The following is a 19,603-nucleotide window of genomic DNA, read 5'->3' on the forward strand; positions in this document are numbered from 1 at the left end:
TTTTTTACGCTCACCATTTATATAAGCAATAATTATGCCAACTCTACATTTTCAATAAATGATAATGAAAGATATCCTATTATATATGCGAAAAAATATTTTTCTTATTTTAAATGGTTCCTTATTCAATACAATATTCATTACTTTCTATATATGTAAGCGCTCTTTTATTCGTGCAAACATACAAAAACCGCCGATTATTCGGCGGTTTGATCATACTTATTCAGTTTATACTGCAATGTTTGTCTTGGAATGCCAAGTAATTTAGCAGCTTGCAGAATATTTCCCTCTGTCTCTATCAGTGCTCGATCAATTAACTCTTTTTCTGTTTGATGGAGTGCTTCACGTAACGGGAGAATGCTTTTCTTCTTTTGAACTGCTTCTTTCCGAAATGTACGTGGTAAACAACTAACTGTTAACGAATTTCCTTCCGCAATAATTACAGCATGTTCTATCGTATGTTTTAATTCTCTTACATTTCCAGGCCAATGATATGCTAGCAATCTTTCTTTCGCCTCATGATCAACATGCAGTACTTGTTTTTTATATTCTTTGTTGTAGTCTCTTAAAAAATATGATGCCAGTAATAATACATCTTCTTTCCGTTCACGCAGCGGCGGAATATATAAAGAAAATACATTTAATCGATAATATAAATCAGTACGGATTTTGTTTTCACGTAAACATACCTCTGGTGGTTGATTCATCGCAGTAATGACGCGAACATCTACTTTTCTCGTTTTATTATCACCTATGCGGCGAATGACCCCATCTTCTAAAGCGCGAAGCATTTTCGCCTGCAGATCAAGAGGCATTGAATTTAATTCATCTAGAAACAATGTCCCTCCATCTGCAAGTTCAAATAACCCCGCACGTTCAATAGCTCCGGTATAACTCCCTTTCGTTGTTCCAAATAATAAACTTTCTAACAAAGATTCTGGGAGCGCTGCACAATTCTGTGCGATAAACGGTTTATTCTTTCGTTTTGAAGTTTCATGAATTGCTTGTACAAATAATTCTTTTCCAGTTCCTGTTTCCCCGTATATTAAAACATTCGCATCTGTTGGTGCAACTTTTTGCGCTAATTCCTTCGTTTGACTAAAACGCGAATCATTCGTCACAATTGTATTAAATGCAACATGTTTTTTGGCTGATTTCCTACCGGAAGAGCGTTTCATTTTCGATTGCAAATCAACAATTGTATCTGTTAATTTTTGAATCGTCGAATAATCTTTTGCAATTTCAACAGCTCCTGCAATTTTTCCTTCTATAAAAATCGGTAATGTAGTATTTACAGTACAGACATCTTCACCGTTTAAATTTTGATAACGCTGTACTTGATGTAAAATAGGCTTCTTTGTATCTAATACATTCATTAATGTGCTCGTTTCCCTTGATAAAGATGGAAAGACCTCTAGTAAGTGCTTTCCTAGTACATTCTCAATTTTTGATCCGTCATGTTTTGCAGCAACAGTGTTATAAAAGATTGTAATACCATTCTCGTCCACTGCATGAATAGCTTCATCAATACTGCCCAAAATCGCTTCAATGACTTCTTGTGTCGAAACTGCCAGCAATGTCATCCCCCCTCTTGCCAGAAATCCAGCAATTTACGTGCCGGATTTTTGGCATCCCTGTGTGCGATTATAAGCATTACGATTCCGTTCTATTTTTTCTCTTTATTTATAAAATAAAAACTTTAATCCACGTGGGCTTCCTCCCCCACTGATTGTTAGCCCTCACCAATCAAAAATTTTACGTGCAGCTTATCTCCAACCTAACTTCTTTGCTTCCTACCGAAATTTGAGGTGGAGTATTAGTTTCCGTTAATGCGAGATAAATCTTTCACCCAAACATTCATATCTTCTAATTTATCGAAAATATAACAATTATTTGCAAGTCTTCCGGTGTATGTGTATCCAAGCTGATGAAAAGCTGCATTCATACCAAACGAAAGTGAACGTGCAATTGTATAAGAACAAAAAATCGCTCTCTCTTGAAGCTCTTCTTCTAATTTAATCAGTAGACTTTTCATAAATCCATGTTTTCGATATTTAGGTAACGTTGCACAATTTGTTAATTCCGCATTACCTTCTTTCACATTCATTTCTGCTGAAGCGGTACTAATAATACGCCCCTCTGTTTCATACACGTAATAAATAGTATCTTCCTTCATCGTCTTAATAATGTAGTCTGCTTCATTTAGCGGTGTTGGATAAATTTCAAACACTTTCCCAAATACACTCGCTAGTTCTTCAGCGTCTCGCTCTGTCGCTTTTCGTAGGACAAATTTCGTAGGGATTTGTTTTTCCTTCACTTCTTTTTCTCTCACACCACTTATAATACGGTCCTCTTCAACCCACTGAATGCTATTTCTTCTTTCATCATTACAATATTTCACCAAAAAGTATGCATCATGTCCTTGAAAATAATGCGGAATCGTTGCTTCTAATAAGAAACCAAAAGAGAGCCATGTCGAAACATGCTCTCCCTTTCCTTTTATAATACATTTGGTGAAAGAATGCTTCTCGGCTAATTCTTCTATTTTTTGTACGAGACTTTCTACATTTCCTGTATAATGATCTACTCTAATACGTTTATTAAAATAATCGAGTTCTCCTTCTACGGTATAGTTGTTCGTTTGTTCTTTGAATGATTCGTAATATTTCATTTCTTCACCTCACACCAATCTAATAATGTACATGCAATGATTTTTGCTGCGGCAATCATTTTATCCACTTCAATATATTCATTTGGATAGTGAGCCACTTTCGTCTCTCCTGGTCCGAATACAATAGTTGGTATATCTGCAATTTGTGTAAATAAACCACCATCTGTTCCCCACGGAGATGCTTCTACAATTGGATTTCTCCCTTCAATTTCGACAAAATTATCTTGGAGTGTTGCAATGAGTGCATGATTTTCATCTAATTCCCCTGGAACCCACCTTGCACCAAACCACTCTACTTCTACTGGATATTCGGCAAACCATGAATCAACATCTTTTAATTGCCCCACCCAATTCTCAAATTCTTCTTTTGCCGCCTCTATAGTCTCATTCGGCGCAATTCCACATCTTCCTTCTAAAATTAACGAATCTGGAACAGAACTTGGCCAGCTACCTCCTTCGATTTTCCCAATATTGATTGGAATTGGAATTGGAATACCTTTATATAATGGGTCTATAATCCGCTCATTCCTCTTCTGCTCTAACTTTCTCAAATATTCAACGACAAGCATGCTTTTTTCAATTGCACTTACACCTTCGTACCTTGTGCCACCGTGAGCTGCCTTACCTTTCACATGTAAGCGAAACCACATTGAGCCTTGCTGCTTTGGGAAGAACTTCATGTTTGTCGGTTCTGGAATAATAACACCATCCGCCTTATACCCTCGTAAAATCGCTGCCAAAGAACCTGCTCCACCACTTTCCTCTTCTATTACACTTTGAAAATATATATCTCCTTTTAATTCAATATCCATTTCTACGATCGCTTCCATCGCTAGCATAAGTGCTACATTGCCGCCCTTCATATCAGTTGTGCCACGGCCATATATCCGATTTCCTATTTTCTCACCACTATACGGGTGATGTTCCCATTGATTCACATCCCCTTCCGGTACAACATCAATGTGACCATTTAAAATCATCGATTTTCCATCGCCGTTTCCTTTTAACGTCGCAACAACATTCGGACTATCCGAAAAATTTGTACGCGGGGATACAAAATAAGGATGATCTTTCATTTTAGTAAAAGAAGGTTCCCAAATATCGAGATCTAAACCCAATTCACGTAGTTTTTCTATGACAATTGCTTGTGCACCACTCTCATCACCCGATACACTCTTTTCTTGAATTAATCGTTTTAGGAGTTTTATACTTTCTCCTTGATGACTTTCAATATAATCACACACTTGTTTTTTTAATTGCTCCATATTTGTTAGCTCCTCTCATTCAATTACAAGTAAACTAGGACTTACATGAAAAGATGCCTCCGTATGTTGTTTTATATCTTCTACTTTATAAGGACTCATTAACTCTTGCAGAACCAATCCTTCAGAAGTAACCTCCATTACAGCCATATCCGTAATGATTAAATCTACACATTTCTTTGATGTCAATGGAAGAGTGCATTCTGAAACAATCTTTGCATTTCCGTATTTATCAACGTGGTTCATTACAACAACGACCCGCTTTGCTTTCTGCGCTAAATCCATTGCTCCGCCAATACCTGGAACACGTTTTCCTGGCACAATCCAATTTGCTAAATCGCCTTTTTCACTCACTTGCAAGGAACCAAGTATTGTTATATCAAGTAAACCTTTTCGAATCATTCCAAATGCAGTGCAACTGTCAAAATAACTCGCTCCTGTAATGAGTGATGTCGGCAATCCAGCCGCGTTACATAAATTTTCATCTTCGCTTCCTTTACTTGGCGTTGGTCCCATTCCAACGATACCGTTTTCAGCCTGGAACATAACATGTATATCTTCCGATAAATGATTAGGTACAAGAGAAGGAATACCTATACCTAAATTAACAATCATTCCATTTTGAATTTCTTTCGCAGCACGCCTTGCAATCTTGTCTCTCACTTCTACTCCCATACCCATTTCCAGTTCACTCCTTCCGATGGTACAATATAATCTACAAAAACACCTGGAACAACAATTTCCTCCGGATCTAAACTTCCAAGCTGTACGATTTCTTCAGCTTCCACAATTGTAATATCTCCAGCCATCGCCACATGTGGATTCATATTACGAGCACTTTTATCAAACACAAGATTCCCAAACGGATCCGCTTTTTTTGCATATACAATTGATATCTCTGCGGTTAAAGCGGTTTCCACTAAATATGTTTTCCCATTCATTTCAACTGTTCGTTTTCCTTTTTCCACAATCGTATCCACGCCGACATCAACAAGAATCCCACCAAGTCCAACGCCCCCTGCACGAATCCGTTCAGCTAGCGTTCCCTGAGGGGAAAATTCGATTTGTAATCTTCCTTCATTTAACTGTCTTCCCGCATTTGGATTTGAACCAATATGAGAAGTAATTAATGATTTCACTCGCTCATTTGTCACAAGACGACCAATTCCTACATTTGGAAAACCTGTGTCATTTCCGATTAAGTTTAAATTTGTAATGCCTTTCTCTACAATTGCCTGTATTAACGATGGAGGGGACCCGATCCCACCAAATCCACCAAACATTAATGTCATATCATCATGAAAAAACGAGATAACTTCATCAATTTCTTTTAATTTACCGAATGTATTTGTAATAGTCGTCATGCGATACTATGCCCTCCTTTTTGCATCATCTCTTCCACGCTTTTCGCGAAAATTGCGAGTAATTCATCTAATTCGGAATATGTAGTTGTCATTGGTGGTGCAACAAGCAGTGCACTGTCCTCTTTTCCTGCTTGCCCTGAAACAGCTTGGTATAAGAGCAATCCATTTTTCGCCGCAACTGAAATGAGTTCAGACGCTTTTGTAAACGGTTGCAATTCTATTCCTACTAGGAATCCTTTTCCGCGCACATCAGCGATAATCGTCGATTGCTGTTGAACTTTCTGTAATCCTTTTATTAAATATTCTCCTTTTTCCGCTGTTTTTTCAGGTAAATTATGTCTTTCCATATATTCAATAACAGCTAATGCTGTTGCTGCCGATAATGGATTTGCACTTAACGTATGCCCACTCATGACAGAACGTGACCCTCGTAAAATAGGTTCCATCACCCGGTCACTTACAACTGTTGCTGCCATCGGTGTATAACCTGCACCTAGGCCTTTTCCAAGCGTCATTATATCCGGCTCCACGCCCCAGTGCTCCATCGCAAACCATGCACCCGTACGCCCAAGGCCTGTCATAACTTCATCGGCAATAAATAAAATATCGTAATGACTACAAATATCTTTGATCACTTTATAATATTCTTTCGGTGGTACAACCGCACCGCCTGCTGCACCAATAATTGGTTCCGCTATAAAAGCCGCAATATGTTCTGCACCAATTCGCTCAATTGCTCGTTCTAACTCCGTCGCACAAGAAAGCTGACACGTTGGATACACCTTCTGCACAGGGCACCTAAAACAATACGGCGCTGGTACCGTTGGATAATCTTCTAAAATCGACACAAATCGTTGCCGGCGTAATGGATGACCCGACATTGATAAAGCTCCCATCGTAATACCGTGATAACTCATCCAGCGCGACAAAATTTTGTGTTTCCCTTGAATACCTCGCTCTTGAAAATGTTGAATTGCAATTTTCATAGCTGTTTCATTCGCTTCTGTACCGCTGTTCACAAAAAAACTCCAGTTCAAATCTCCTACACTTAAATCACTTAACTTCTTTGCTAAATTCTCTGCTGGTTCACTCGTAAACTGCGAGCGATACACAAAAGCAATCTCCTCTGCCTGCTTTTTAATCACTTCCGCAATCTCCGTTACGCCATGTCCGATACCCGCCGTAATTGCTCCGGACGAACCATCAAAATATTTATTACCATTTTGATCATATAAATACACACCTTTTCCATGCGAAATCATTGGATACGGCTGACCAACAAGTGGCTTAATTAAGTAATCGCGCATAGCGCTCCCCCATTTCTCCAATTTGTATATATATATGAAGAAAATTGACGTTTCTTTCATAAAAAAGAATCCTCTGCAAGCGCAGTGAATTTATCAAAAAACTATTATAAAATATACAAATGAGTGCTAAAAATCAAAATAAAAAAAGAAAATTCAGAAATATAAACAGAGACTCCCCTCTCTTACTACTTAAACAATCCTCCCTCCATAAAAAAATAAACCTAAAAATATACGAACTAATTATTTTCTTACCATAATATCAGCCTCTCTCAATTGCTGACATTGTGTAAACTTCGACGGAACTCCTGTTAATCTCCTTCCTATTCGTCTACTTTACACTTCATACTTTTAAACAAAATTAGACAAATTTCTCACTATTCTTCTATGTAGTAAACATCAAACTATCTATAAAGTGAAACTTTAATCAGCGGGGGTTTTCTTCTAAAAAAAAGAACCGATTAACCATATTAACCAGTTCGGTATGACGCTCTTTATCAATGATTAACGCACCCAACATGCTCCAATGATGATTAATAATATAAATAGGACGACTAATAATGCAAATCCAGCACCTGTTCCACAACTTCCACCACCATAACCATATCCGCAATAACTACCGGGATATCCGTATCCCCACATCGTTTGGCCCACTCCCTCCATAATATTAGAAATCGGTTTCCTTTATAAATTATGTAGGACAACCCTCATTTTGTATGTGTGTTTGCCTAAAAATCACAAAATCCTTAGTTTAACTAGAGATTTTTTAGCTTACATTGGATAACGCAACTTGTATGTGTGTAAAATTTGTGATATCAAATAAACCATCTGTTGACAGTTTAATATTGAGGACGACATGTAAAGATTGGAAAGATAACGTTAAAAACGGGTTAAACATCGTTGTCACTCCGAGCATTCTTCAAACATTAACCCCGCAATATTCAAACACCTCTCCATTATGGCTATTATCCATAATGGAGAGGTGTTTTCTAATTAATTTTTATTAGTTCACCCGTTGTTTTTTAGAAAAGCAAGTTTTTTTGCATAATACCTTTTCCAAGATGCATATAGTTGTAGTGATGATAAAGGAGGAATGTTCATGGCTCAATCCGAAATTGAAAAATATGGACAAGAAGCAGCCCTATATGAACAACTTGCCCGCTACTATCAATATACAAATCCTAAAAAACATATGGAATTATATATGAAATATCATACCGCAATGACAAAGCTTGTACATGCATATGAGAAACGTGAGTCTCAAGAAGCAACGTTACCATCTTATATGAGAATTTTTCATGTATCCCCAAATACACCAGCTATTGATATTTTAGTAAATGGACAAAAGGTAATTAAAAATATTTCATTTAAACAATTTAGTCCTTATTTATCTTTAACACAAGGACAATACCGAATTGATATTGTTCCTGTTGGTAATGAAAAACCTATCTTTTCTGCACTTGTTCCCATGATGGGAAATCATTCTTATACTCTTGCAACAATCGGTAACGAGATGCATATACAGTTGCAACCAATACTTGATAATACCCATTTACCAGCTGGTCAAGCGAAAATAAGATTTGCACACTTTTCACCAGACACCCCTGTCGTTAACGTTTCTTTAAAAGACGGTGATCATTTATTCGAAAATGTGCTCTTTAAACAAATAACAGATTATTTACAAGTGAGCCCAGGTACGGCCGACATTGAAATCTCACTTGCTGATACAAAGAAAAACCTTGTCACAATTCCAAAAGTAAAAGTTGAAGCAAATACAATTTATACAATTGCTATTTTAGGGTATTCCACTCAATCTCCCAAAATAGAAGCAGTAGTACTTACAAATTAAAAAGTCTACACCATCCCCTTGGTGTAGACTTTTTAATTTATTTTTGAAATACAATATGAAATTCCGTCCATTCTAAAGTGGATTGACACGTAATTGATCCATTGTGTTTTTCAACAATTTGTTTACATACAAACAAACCAATACCTGTTCCTAATTTTTTTGTAGTAACAAACGGCTCGAAAATAGTTTCAACACTTTCGGCTGGAATCATTGGTCCATTATTTTTAATTACAATATGGATTTTGTCTTTATCTTCACATACATCGATAATAATTTTACGATTTTCTTTAATTGCTTCAAGAGCATCTATTGAGTTCATTAAAATATTTAGAAAAACTTGTCTTACCTCACTACGATACCCATCCAATGGAATAGGATAAGGTAAATTTTTTTCAATCGAAACATTTGAATTAACTAGGCTTGGGTATAAGAAATGAATAATATCATGAAACAAATCATTTAACCAAAATCGTTCAGATTCATTCCACATTTCTTTTTTTGAAACAAGTAAAAATTGTGAAATACGAAAATTTAATTGATCCAATTCATGTGAAATGATATCCAAATATGCTAAATTAGGATGATCCGATTTCAATAATTTCACAAACCCCATAATAGAGGTTAATGGATTTCGAAACTCATGCACAAAACTCGCTGACATTTGACCTAAAATTGTCAATCTTTCTTTATGTGTTTCATTTATATATTGCTGTTTTTCCTCTAGATTTCTCGATATAATTTCCGAATATTTTAAAACTGTATAATAAATTAATCTGTCAAAACAAGTATGTATTTTCGTCATAATTGGTTTTAGCTCACGAGCTTTAACATCTAATTCGCACATTGCTTCAAATAGTTCGTTTCTTCCTACATTGGCGTTATAGACAAAATCACCAATATTTGCATCTGCCCCTGCCCGTTCAATTGCAATTTTCTCACATAACGGCTGTAAATATACTATATCCTTATCGTCCATAACAAGTTCAATGATTAACTCTAATAAGTTCTCTCCATTTTGAGCTACTTCTTGCTTAAAAGGATCTTTTTCAGAAATTATCATTTTGTTTTTCCAGTTCTCTACGAATTGGTGCCTGTTGTTATTCAGGTGCGAACAAAATACTTCTTTAATATCCTTATCGATTGGAAAAACCCCCATTCCCTCCATTTCCACGCGTAAAATACCCTATATATTTTGAATATTAACACAAAAAAATCGTTTCGTTAAGAGATTATTGTCACATTTTGTTAATTTCTGTTGATAAAATTGATTTTATTTTTTGTAGCGTGATTTTGGACAATTTACCTCTCACTAATAAGCGGTTTCTTTTCTTTCAAATGACTTTTTTTGCATACTTTTCAATTCTTGCGTACAATAAGAATTGAAAGGTGTGAAAAAAATGGTAAATAAAAATGTGGAAGATTATCTCCAAGAAGGCATTCATGGCCAAAAGCAAAACAAACCAGAAGAGCGTAATATGTATTTAAGCACATTACGTGAGCGCGTAGAAATCGCTTTATCAATCGGTCAGGTGATGCAAAGTAATGTTTATACAGAAGTAGCAAATAACATGCGCCCTTCTCAATCATTACAGCTATATGTAAACGGCAGCATCGCTTACCCACATTTATCAAAATACATTAAACTAGCAAATGAAAAAAATGTACCATTTACAATTGTCCAAAATAAAGGTACACATACACCAATTGGTTTAGTTCTAGCGCATAGTACAGCTATCGATAAAGAACAAATCTATGTTGAAGATGCTATATTTAAACAAGAAATGAAGTAACACACTATACAGTGAAACTTGAATCGGTGGGGTTAAATTCTTTACTAATCAGGCTTTTATGAGCAGTAATCCCAACCTAATTTCCGGGTAGAGTATGATTGCTTATAAATAGCGAGATAAACAAAACGTATACTTCTCCAAAGGAGAAGTGTACGTTTTGTTTTATTTATTTTTTTATACAGATGAGTTTCATTTCTGTCATTTCTTCAATTGCATATTTAATTCCTTCACGACCTGTACCACTTTCTTTAACACCACCATACGGCATATGATCCACTCTAAATGTTGGAATGTCATTAATCATGACACCCCCTACTTCTAATTCATCAATGGCACGCATTGCTTTCGTTAAATCGTTTGTAAATACACCAGCCTGCAAACCATAACGTGAGTTATTTACCTTCTCTACCGCTTCATCAAAAGTACGGAATGCATTTACAGTCATTACTGGTCCAAATACTTCTTGGCACTGCAGAGAAACATGCTCTGGAACATCTTTTAATACAGTCGGTTCAAAAATACGTGCATCACGTTTTTTACCACCATATAAAACAGTTGCTCCTTCTTTTACCGCTTCTTGTACCCATGAATCAATTCGATCAACATCCTTCTTGGAAATAAGGGCAGAAACATCTGTCTCTTCCTGAAGCGGGTCACCCACTATAACTTTTTCCATCGCCTTCGTTAGCTTTTTAGCGAATTCTTCTATTTTATTTTCATGAACAAAAACACGTTGTACAGAAATACATACTTGTCCGTTATTTACAAAAGCTCCCCATTTCACGCGCTCAATGACTTCCTCTGTTAATTCTACATTTTCATCAATCACTACTGCCGCATTTGAACCTAGCTCTAATGTAACACGTTTTAATCCCGCTTTTGCTTTAATACCAATTCCTACCTGTGGGCTTCCTGTAAACGTAATTGAAGCAACGCGATCATCTGTTACTAATGCTTCACCAACAATCGAACCATGACCAGATACTATATTAAACGCTCCTTTTGGTAATCCTGCTTCTTCAAACAGTTCAACAAGCGCATAGGAAGAAAGCGGCGTTTGATCAGCTGGCTTTAATACGACTGTATTACCTGCAGCGATTGCAGGTCCAACTTTATGCGCAACTAAATTAAGTGGGAAATTAAATGGTGTTATCGCCCCAATCACACCGATTGGTTTTCGAACTGTGTAAGCGATTCGGCCATCAGCCCCTGGCGCTGCATCTAGTGGCAAAGTCTCACCATATATACGCTTTGCCTCTTCTGCTGCAAACTTATATGTTTGCACTGTACGATCCACTTCACCTCTTGCCGCACGAATTGGCTTTGCGGCTTCTTTTGCAATAATCTCTGCAAATTCTTCTCTTCTCTCATCCATTTTTTGAGCAACTTTTTCTAGAATGGACGCGCGATCATACGCAGATAGCTTTTCCATCTCTTTCGTCGCTTTTTTTGCTGCAGTTATCGCTCTTTGAACATCTTCCTCTGTCCCTTGCGCAATTTCTGCTAATACATCCTCTGAATATGGTGCATACAACGTTTTATACACCTCTACTTCTTGCCATGCACCGTTTATATATAAATGTTTTTTCATATCATATCTCCTCTCAAATTTATGTAAAGTACAATTTTCAAACAAATAATTCACCTAGTGAAAGGTCTGACTTGTCTCATTGTAACACGGTCTCTTACTATGCAAAAAATATTTTGCTCACTAAAAAAACTCTGCTAAATGCAGAGCCTATGAGCTTATTTGTTCTTGTAACGCTACTGATTCTTCAATCTCTGAGACAAGAATAGGTGTAGATTGCTTCGTTACTTCTATCCTTTTTATATAATGTCCATCTAGTTCCTTCACACAAAATTTATACGTTTCAATATCAACAATTTCACCTTCTTCAATCCCAAGGTGCTTTGTTAAAATCCAACCACCAATTGTATCAACTTCACCCTCATCAATCGATAAACCTAGTAATGCATTGACTTCACTAACAAGCACTTTTCCTTCTAAAAATGTTTTTGTTTCACTAATTCGTTGAATTTCCGGTTGTTCATCCGTATCAAATTCGTCCTGGATATCACCAACAATTTCTTCTAATATATCTTCGACCGTTACAAGTCCTGATGTCCCGCCATATTCATCAATTAATATAGCAATATGCGTTCGCTCTCTTTGCATTTTTAAAAATAAATCCTGAATTGGAGTCGATTCAATAACAAGAATAATAGGCCTTCGATAATGCTGAACCGTTTCTTTACTAACCGTACCATGTTTCACAAAATCTGTGAAAATATCTTTAAAGTTTACAAAACCAATAACATGATCCTTATCCCCAGCAACAATTGGATATCTTGTATATTTCTCATTTGACATTTTTTGCAACGCTTCTTTAACTGGTGTCTCTTTATCTAAAATATGCATTTCTGTACGCGGTACCATGATTTCTTTTGCAATTCGATCATCAAATTCAAAAATTTTATTTACATATTTAAATTCTGATTGATTTATCTCTCCGTTTTTGTAACTTTCTGATAACAAAACGCGTAACTCTTCTTCCGAATGTACTTCCTCGTGGTCTTTTGCACTTTGTAAACCAAATATTCTCGTTACATTTCGAGCGGATCTATTTAAAAGCCAAATAAATGGAAACGTAATACGATAAAAGAAAATAAGTGGTTTTGCAACAAGTAGACTTACTTGTTCTGCTTTTTGAATCGCTAATGTTTTTGGTGCTAATTCTCCAACAACAACGTGAAAAAAGGTAATGAACATAAACACGAGAACCACAGCCATAACCTCTGCCATCTGGGGAGGCACTTCCCATCTTGCAAAAAGCGAATCAAACATATGCTTAATTGCTGGTTTTCCCAACCACCCGAGTCCAAGGGCTGTGACTGTAATTCCTAATTGACACGCTGATAAATACTCGTCTAAGTTTGTAATGATTGTTTTTACTGGATTTGCACGTCTATTCCCTTCTACAATCAAATAATCGATGCGTGAACTTCTCACTCTCACTATTGCAAATTCAGAGGCAACGAAAAATGCAGTTAGGGCAATTAAAACAATCAACATACTTATACTATATATGTCCAAATACATTTCCTTACTTACTTACAATGTAAGCAAGGAAGCCACCTCCTATATTAATTTGTTCAAGCGAAACAACCTAACTTATAATCTTACAAGTTTCTACATTCGCAATCACCTTTTTATACATTATATGCATACATAAAAAAAGATATTTATATTTATGATAATCGAGATATCTTCTGCCCGTCAAACAAAGATACCTTTAAAATTCAGACACTTTTCTAGCTTTTTAGAAGAAATTATATGCTGAAATACTAAATTTCGTGAAAAAACACTTTCTTTGCCGATTTCACACTTCTTTTGTCACCCTTAAAGGGAACAAGATTGATACCTCGAAATTATTCAATAGGATATATATAGGAGGGATTATCTTGGAATATAAAACACCCATTATTGCAAAGAAATTAGGTGTTAGCCCAAAGGCAGTGGTCCGGATTGCACAGCAATTGAATCTCACAATAGAAAAAAACAAATACGGTCATTACATTTTCACACAAGATGATTTAAAGCAAATGTTAGAATATCACCGCTCTCATATAGATCAAGCTACAGTTTCAACTCCTCAAACAAAATCATCACCTGATTTTGAACAATTCGTTGCACAACTGAATACTCTTACACATCGTTTAGATCGTATGGAGGAGCAAATGCTAGACAAAGCAAATGATGTTGTCACTTACCAATTGCTTCAGCATCGCCGAGAGATGGAAGAAATGCTAGATAGAATTCAAAAACTAGAAGCTGCTCTTGAGAAAAAAGAACCTGTTTACATTACACCTGACAGCAAGCCAACATATAAACGAGAAAAAAAACCGAAACGTCGCAAAATGATTTTAAGTATATTCGGTTTTTGATTCTTTACTGATACGCTTTTTATCTATATGAAAAGGATGTCTTCTTATTACAAGACATCCTTTTTGCTATGATAACGTCATATCCATATCTTCATCCGCAGTCGTATTACGTTTTAAACCAAATGTTTTTTGCAATACATCATGTACACCAAGTGAAACAAATCCAGACGCTTTTGGACCAATACGTATATCTTAAATTCCAAGGCTAAACAATCCAAGTAAACTCGCAACTGCCTTTTATTCAAACCAAGATAAAACATACTAACTGGTAGTTCATTCGCTTCACATTGATAGCAAAATATAGTATCCCTTCTCAATTCATGCTTACAACTTAAGCCTAATGTATGTAGAAAGCAGATGATGTGATGTCAATTAAAATAATGTCTAAAAATTTGTGATACGTTATTTTGTTAACATAATATTTTTACTGTATTCTTTAATAAGTGCCTGTGCATGAGCGTTACCTTGTATAATATCTCGAAATTCCTTTAGTGAATACAGATGTGTTAATCCTTTCCGAGCATGAATCCGCACAGGCACACCTTGCAATGTATCATGAAAATAGAATGGATCATCAATTGGTTCAATTGGAAAACCAAGTGTAAGTAAATACATGTACATTCTCTTTGTAACTACAGCGATATACCATTCAGCTTTCATTTCTAAAGCATGTATAAACAAAATAGCTGTCAGTCTTTTAAAATGTCCTCTTCCGCGAGACGTTTTTACAATACTCAACTTTCCTATTTCATATATATTCTTCAAGTTTTTCACTAACTCATTTTTAGAAAACTGATAGAAAAACTCAGAATTAGATTGTTGAGGTTCCATATATCTGATACACTCCACAGTACCAATATAATGTTGATCTTCTATTAATAAAAATCGTGATGGATTTAAATTCCGTTCTACAAACGTTAAATCTCTTTCTTCACAAAAATCTCCCCATAGTTGCTCGAACCAAAAATGTTCTTCCTTTGTTTGAACACGCTGGAACATATTTACCCGCCTTTCCCATCGCCGTTCTATTTTTGATAACGCTTTCACCATCTATCATATAAGAACAAATCTTCGGATGCAACCAAAATTATTTACTATTTATATATTCTATAAAATAAAAAGAATTCCTATTCAACTTTTATTTTTCTAAACTATTTTCGGAAAGCTAGTAATCCCCAAAATACATTCTCTATACTTTACTATCTATTCATCAACTTAACAATTCATTTTCCTATTTCTTCACTTCAATAGTGTATGTCTAATTTTATATCGGAATGACAAATAATCATCATTCACTGTAAATTATACGTAAACAGAAATAAGGCAACATGACTATCATTCATATTACCTATTTCATAACATCTCTATCTTTACAATAAACTTTCTTCTTACTAATCATATTATATCTTCTTCCCTCTTGTAACAAATATAGCAAAAATTAACATGGAGATCCAACCAATCACACCAAATCCAAAGGCTACATATCCCTCGATTCCACCATCTGCACCAGTAGTCAAACCAACTGTTCCTATAAAGTGAAACTTTAATCAGTGGGGGCTTTCTTCATTACTATATTCCTTCCTCTATATTTATACCTTTCACACAATAGTACCATACTGTGCTCAACTCATAAAAAAGAAACCCTTTCCGTCAAAAGGATTTCTTTTTATATCATACTATTTTTTAACCATTTCTCGAAAATTTGTACAAACCCCTGCTTACCAGCCAATTTTTCTTCACCTTGCTTCGTTTTATAGGGATACAATTGCAAAAAAACACCACAACCCGCTTCAATTTTTTTACCATGCATATGACTTCCTGGATATACACAAATCACCTCATGAATTGCCCTTCGGTGAAAGATACGTTTTCCATCTTGTTCCTCTACATATTTAATTGACCAGTATTTATACATTTGTTCAGTTGCTTTCGTATTACCAACGGGCTGAAAAATATTGTACATAGGGCTATATTTCACTTCAATAATAATAGATGATTTATATTCATAGTTTTCTCCTTGTTTCATAAAACAATCTAAGCGAATGTCTGGTTTTTTCGTATCCTCTCCATTATAAAAATGACTTCCTTTACTAAGTGCAATAAGTGGATGTGTTTCAATAAGATCATTAAATGCTACATGTATCTGAAAGTCTTCACGCTGTAAAACAACTGTCGTTCCATCTTGTAGACCATCTAAATAAAAATATTTCTGGATTTGCTCACGAAGCGGAATGCTATCTACAAATCCTAGTCGCTGTAATATAGAAATGACCGTGAAAAAGGCATAATACTCATAGACTAAAAATGTTGGTTTATATACAAATAAAAAAGCCGGAGATTGCTGATTATAATGGGGTAACAATTCTAAATGATATAACAGTTGCCTGTGGGTAACAGGAAGAGCATGTAAAGTAATATTGGTTTTTTCGGAAACTTCTCTCCAAAATGGTGAGTGCAACAACTCCCGAAAATATTGTGCACTTTGTTGTACGATACGATATAGTATTTTATATTCTTGTATTTTCACAGAATTTTTTCGTAAATCCGCTTCTTTGAGCAAATGTATATTTCGGTATTTTTGCTTTTCCTTATCCGTAACAGACCCATTACGTTCAATAGTTTGCATAATTGTTTTCACAGCTTGGTATTCTTCTTTTTTCGTGTACTTTGTTCCTTCTAATATTTCAATTGTCCCTTGCAAAAAACTCTGTGCCTCAAGTAAATATTGATAAAATTGTTTCGTTTTAAATTTAAGAAAAGCATTTTCTAAGCTATTTTTTTGTTCAATAAATCTGCGGTTATAATACTTTGCATAAGGTTTTCTTTCACTTATAATCATACTTTTCCTCGTTGGTTTTCGTTCTTTCTTCTCCCAACTATATCTATTTATATATTTCGTATTTGCTTCCACCTTCTTATAAATCTGCTTTATTTTTTTCATTTTTTGTGGAAGCATACGAAGCAACATTAAATGAGAAGAATCTTCAATATCACTAAGCGCTGAAAATGTCTTTTTATAATAACCTCGATCTATAATCAGTTCATTCAAAATCGATTTTACATAATCTTGGATCATTTCAAACTGCTCATCAACAAAATTTTTAGGAACAATTTGAAACGCCCCGTAGTATATATCTTCTTCCACTCGTACCTCGAAGTGATATAAACCACAGCGCCATGGATAAAAAAAATCAGTCTTTCCATGTTCATATACTAATACTCTTTGGTGTTTTTCATGCAATTCGTATTGCGATTCTTTTACATTTTTTTGTCCCTCATATACTTTATTCCAGGTAAATGTAATATGAATTGGTTTTTGATAATGTAAATACAGGCGTAATGGTTTTAATTCCTGTACTTTATAAACACACTGCGTCATCGCTACAGCAGAAGTACAGAGGCGATTCAAAAAAATAAAATCTCCCTTTCCCTCTGTCCCGACACTTAATTTTAATACAAATGGGAGCTTCTCACTTGTGTCTACGATTTCCGTTTCATTCCACTCCTCATTTTGCATATCCATACAACTCCAATTCACGCCGCTTTTGTCTTATATAGGCTAACGAATGCTCAAATGTCGAAACGCAATTTGCAAGCGGCGACTGCAATAATGGGATAAGCATTGCTCCTTTCTTTTCTTCTTCATAGAAAAGTGAACCAATTGTCATTTCTGTCCCACGTAATTTTGTTAATACACGTTGCCTTATTTGTAGGTCGAATCCTTCTTCCCGGCTAATCATATAAGATTGATTATTTTGAAGAGGTATATTTTGCAAATAAGTAGCAATTGCAGCAGCACACCGAAAAGAAATACCTTTCGATATATCGTGTGATGACAGTACGTCATGTAATTTATCTAATAATTCTAATTCTTCTTCTGAAAATATATCAATCATTGCTTTATTGCGTAACCAATTCATACGAAATTCTCCCGTTGTTATTTGTAGGGGCGGCATTTGTATACCTTTATCTTGTTTCATATTCATTTCACAAAATGGGATCTTTTGCAGTGTGATGAGATTTGTTCGATCTAATAAGCGATCAGATAATTCTTTCGTCGTTTCATCAAAATTGATGGTCCCGATAAAAATAATATTTTCACCAATTTCAATTTGAGGCGGGATTGAATTTTTCTTTTCAGAAACTTCCTCATATAAAGTAAGGATTCGATCTTTCTTTTCTAATTGAAGAATAGATAAAAATGGTGTGAACCAATGCTCAATATGTGACATATTCATCTCATCAAATACAATCATATATAGCTGATTCGGATTTTCCTTTGCTTTTAATAATGCTCGAACTAACTTTGTTTCACTTTCAATAAATGTTCCATTTGGATGAAGATAGCCTAGTATATCATGTGGCTCTTGATACGATGGTGATATAGGAATCCATATGAGTTCTTCTCCATAATTCAACCCAAGTGCTTCCGCATATGCTTGCACAAAACGTGATTTTCCACTTCCGGGTATACCAGAGAGGATGGTTAAAAGATTTGTCTTAACACTAATATGAAAATTAAAGATATCTGTTGCATCTAAATATAAACCTTTATTAGAAACTATATCCTGTACATACTGTAAAAAAGAAGATTCAGAATCATCCCCTTCTTGATCTTCTTTCTGACTTTTTATATCAATTACTTCAACCTGTTTTCCCTCTTCTGCGATTCGTCTTACAAGCTGCTCATACACACTTTCTCTTACAAAATATAAATGATCCTCTACACCTAATTCTATATACTGGGCCCAATCATCAATCTCAATATATTTACAATCCTTTTTTTGCTCACAATACGCAATTGAACTAACAGACGATTTTAATGATAAATTCCCATATAACCTCCCCTCATGCCAAATTAACTCTGGAACATCAAAATCTTGTGGAAATTTAGGCATTAAAATAGACAAGTAGCCATTACCGAGCTTCTTTTCTAAAACTTCTCTTTTTTTATATCCCGATAACTTTGGTGACGGGATGATCTTATATTCATCTAAAGTTTCCCTCTGTTCCGTACATATTAATTCAACGTACAAATTTCCTCTTTCATAATAAAGCCGAAACAATACCAATTGTCTTTCTAACTTTTTTTTCTTCAAATCAACAAAGATTTTCGCATTTTTTTTGTTGTTATATAATCCTTCAAACAAATAGGATCCACCTGCAAATTGTGATTGCAAAATTGAAGGCATCGGAGAAAGGCACTGTACAAAAAAAGTCCCTTTCTCTTTCTCCTCCGTACCTTCTACAAACTTCCCAAGAAATCTCATGTGGTACATCCGCTTTATAAAACTCGAATGAAGAGCTTTTTGTAGCTTCAACACACTCACCTTCTTTTTTCATACTGTTCTTATTGTATGAACTGCCAAAGAAAACTAGAAACAAAAAAACCTGACTTTCTCTGTCAGGTTACAAAAG

At 35.2% G+C, this 19,603-nt stretch carries 16 protein-coding genes and 1 pseudogene; 3 read left to right on the forward strand and 14 right to left on the reverse strand.

Going from position 1 to position 19,603, the window contains the following annotated elements:
• Window positions 1–197: 197 nt before the first annotated feature.
• From AZF08_RS25880 to AZF08_RS25910, 7 genes are all read right to left on the reverse strand, one after another.
• On the reverse strand, window positions 198–1,583 hold the full coding sequence (locus tag AZF08_RS25880) for a sigma-54 interaction domain-containing protein (protein WP_153019601.1): 1,386 nt from the start codon (window positions 1,581–1,583) through the stop codon (window positions 198–200).
• Window positions 1,584–1,816: 233 nt separating this feature from the next.
• Entirely contained in the window at window positions 1,817–2,671 is an 855-nt protein-coding gene (gene ablB, locus AZF08_RS25885) for a putative beta-lysine N-acetyltransferase (protein WP_033674902.1), read from the reverse strand.
• Window positions 2,668–3,936, reverse strand: coding sequence for a peptidase (locus AZF08_RS25890; RefSeq protein ID WP_033674903.1), 1,269 nt, complete (start codon window positions 3,934–3,936; stop codon window positions 2,668–2,670). The genes ablB and AZF08_RS25890 overlap by 4 nt, the downstream gene beginning before the upstream one ends.
• A 15-nt stretch (window positions 3,937–3,951) precedes the next feature.
• Complete coding sequence (locus AZF08_RS25895) at window positions 3,952–4,614, reverse strand: CoA transferase subunit B (protein ID WP_033674904.1); 663 nt, start codon at window positions 4,612–4,614, stop codon at window positions 3,952–3,954.
• The gene (gene atoD / locus AZF08_RS25900) at window positions 4,599–5,297 is read right to left on the reverse strand and encodes an acetate CoA-transferase subunit alpha (protein ID WP_033674905.1); all 699 of its coding nucleotides are present in this window, start codon (window positions 5,295–5,297) and stop codon (window positions 4,599–4,601) included. The genes AZF08_RS25895 and atoD overlap by 16 nt, the downstream gene beginning before the upstream one ends.
• Window positions 5,294–6,604, reverse strand: coding sequence for an aspartate aminotransferase family protein (locus AZF08_RS25905; RefSeq protein WP_033674906.1), 1,311 nt, complete (start codon window positions 6,602–6,604; stop codon window positions 5,294–5,296). Before AZF08_RS25905 ends, atoD begins: the two co-directional genes overlap by 4 nt.
• A 501-nt stretch (window positions 6,605–7,105) precedes the next feature.
• Window positions 7,106–7,243, reverse strand: coding sequence for a YjcZ family sporulation protein (locus tag AZF08_RS25910; RefSeq protein ID WP_033674907.1), 138 nt, complete (start codon window positions 7,241–7,243; stop codon window positions 7,106–7,108).
• A 457-nt stretch (window positions 7,244–7,700) separates the two neighbouring features.
• On the opposite strand from AZF08_RS25910, the gene AZF08_RS25915 reads away from it, so the two are divergent.
• Entirely contained in the window at window positions 7,701–8,450 is a 750-nt protein-coding gene (locus AZF08_RS25915) for a DUF4397 domain-containing protein (RefSeq protein WP_033674908.1), read from the forward strand.
• 37 nt (window positions 8,451–8,487) lie between these two features.
• Here AZF08_RS25915 and AZF08_RS25920 read toward each other — a convergent pair whose 3' ends face one another.
• Complete coding sequence (locus AZF08_RS25920; RefSeq protein WP_338059091.1) at window positions 8,488–9,621, reverse strand: BA2291 family sporulation histidine kinase; 1,134 nt, start codon at window positions 9,619–9,621, stop codon at window positions 8,488–8,490.
• 226 nt (window positions 9,622–9,847) lie between these two features.
• On the opposite strand from AZF08_RS25920, the gene AZF08_RS25925 reads away from it, so the two are divergent.
• Window positions 9,848–10,240: a YueI family protein gene (locus AZF08_RS25925; protein ID WP_033674910.1), complete on the forward strand. Its 393-nt coding sequence runs from the start codon at window positions 9,848–9,850 to the stop codon at window positions 10,238–10,240.
• Window positions 10,241–10,406: 166 nt separating this feature from the next.
• Here AZF08_RS25925 and AZF08_RS25930 read toward each other — a convergent pair whose 3' ends face one another.
• Together AZF08_RS25930 and AZF08_RS25935 are read right to left on the reverse strand one after the other, a co-directional pair.
• On the reverse strand, window positions 10,407–11,831 hold the full coding sequence (locus AZF08_RS25930; protein WP_033674912.1) for an aldehyde dehydrogenase family protein: 1,425 nt from the start codon (window positions 11,829–11,831) through the stop codon (window positions 10,407–10,409).
• Between the two features lie 147 nt (window positions 11,832–11,978).
• Window positions 11,979–13,334 carry a hemolysin family protein gene (locus AZF08_RS25935; protein WP_235190042.1) on the reverse strand — a complete coding sequence of 452 codons (1,356 nt, stop codon included), beginning with the start codon at window positions 13,332–13,334 and terminating at the stop codon, window positions 11,979–11,981.
• A gap of 368 nt (window positions 13,335–13,702) precedes the next feature.
• On the opposite strand from AZF08_RS25935, the gene AZF08_RS25940 reads away from it, so the two are divergent.
• Window positions 13,703–14,185, forward strand: a complete 483-nt coding sequence (locus AZF08_RS25940; protein WP_033674913.1) for a chromosome segregation protein — start codon at window positions 13,703–13,705, stop codon at window positions 14,183–14,185.
• A 66-nt stretch (window positions 14,186–14,251) separates the two neighbouring features.
• Here the strand turns inward: AZF08_RS25940 and AZF08_RS29435 are convergent.
• The 4 genes and pseudogenes from AZF08_RS29435 to AZF08_RS25955 all read right to left on the reverse strand — a co-directional run.
• Window positions 14,252–14,478, reverse strand: a pseudogene (locus tag AZF08_RS29435) (hydroxylamine reductase); the annotation flags it as partial.
• Between the two features lie 109 nt (window positions 14,479–14,587).
• Window positions 14,588–15,184 carry a hypothetical protein gene (locus AZF08_RS25945; protein ID WP_033674914.1) on the reverse strand — a complete coding sequence of 199 codons (597 nt, stop codon included), beginning with the start codon at window positions 15,182–15,184 and terminating at the stop codon, window positions 14,588–14,590.
• A gap of 667 nt (window positions 15,185–15,851) precedes the next feature.
• On the reverse strand, window positions 15,852–17,702 hold the full coding sequence (locus AZF08_RS25950) for a hypothetical protein (protein ID WP_033674915.1): 1,851 nt from the start codon (window positions 17,700–17,702) through the stop codon (window positions 15,852–15,854).
• A complete protein-coding gene (locus AZF08_RS25955; protein ID WP_033674916.1) occupies window positions 17,692–19,506 on the reverse strand; it encodes an AAA family ATPase in 1,815 nt (604 codons plus the stop codon). The genes AZF08_RS25950 and AZF08_RS25955 overlap by 11 nt, the downstream gene beginning before the upstream one ends.
• Window positions 19,507–19,603: the final 97 nt, after the last annotated feature.

Origin of the sequence: Bacillus gaemokensis (assembly GCF_001590835.1) — a bacterium.
In the GTDB taxonomy this organism is placed as follows: domain Bacteria; phylum Bacillota; class Bacilli; order Bacillales; family Bacillaceae_G; genus Bacillus_A; species Bacillus_A gaemokensis.

What these genes read in the sequence shown, in the direction of transcription:
- AZF08_RS25880 (WP_153019601.1), bottom strand. Translation starts at nt 1,583, where the DNA reads ATGACATTGCTGGCAGTTTCGACACAAGAAGTCATTGAAGCGATTTTG.
- ablB (WP_033674902.1), bottom strand. Translation starts at nt 2,671, where the DNA reads ATGAAATATTACGAATCATTCAAAGAACAAACGAACAACTATACCGTA.
- AZF08_RS25890 (WP_033674903.1), bottom strand. Translation starts at nt 3,936, where the DNA reads ATGGAGCAATTAAAAAAACAAGTGTGTGATTATATTGAAAGTCATCAA.
- AZF08_RS25895 (WP_033674904.1), bottom strand. Translation starts at nt 4,614, where the DNA reads ATGGGTATGGGAGTAGAAGTGAGAGACAAGATTGCAAGGCGTGCTGCG.
- atoD (WP_033674905.1), bottom strand. Translation starts at nt 5,297, where the DNA reads ATGACGACTATTACAAATACATTCGGTAAATTAAAAGAAATTGATGAA.
- AZF08_RS25905 (WP_033674906.1), bottom strand. Translation starts at nt 6,604, where the DNA reads ATGCGCGATTACTTAATTAAGCCACTTGTTGGTCAGCCGTATCCAATG.
- AZF08_RS25910 (WP_033674907.1), bottom strand. Translation starts at nt 7,243, where the DNA reads ATGTGGGGATACGGATATCCCGGTAGTTATTGCGGATATGGTTATGGT.
- AZF08_RS25915 (WP_033674908.1), top strand. Translation starts at nt 7,701, where the DNA reads ATGGCTCAATCCGAAATTGAAAAATATGGACAAGAAGCAGCCCTATAT.
- AZF08_RS25925 (WP_033674910.1), top strand. Translation starts at nt 9,848, where the DNA reads ATGGTAAATAAAAATGTGGAAGATTATCTCCAAGAAGGCATTCATGGC.
- AZF08_RS25930 (WP_033674912.1), bottom strand. Translation starts at nt 11,831, where the DNA reads ATGAAAAAACATTTATATATAAACGGTGCATGGCAAGAAGTAGAGGTG.
- AZF08_RS25945 (WP_033674914.1), bottom strand. Translation starts at nt 15,184, where the DNA reads ATGTTCCAGCGTGTTCAAACAAAGGAAGAACATTTTTGGTTCGAGCAA.
- AZF08_RS25950 (WP_033674915.1), bottom strand. Translation starts at nt 17,702, where the DNA reads ATGCAAAATGAGGAGTGGAATGAAACGGAAATCGTAGACACAAGTGAG.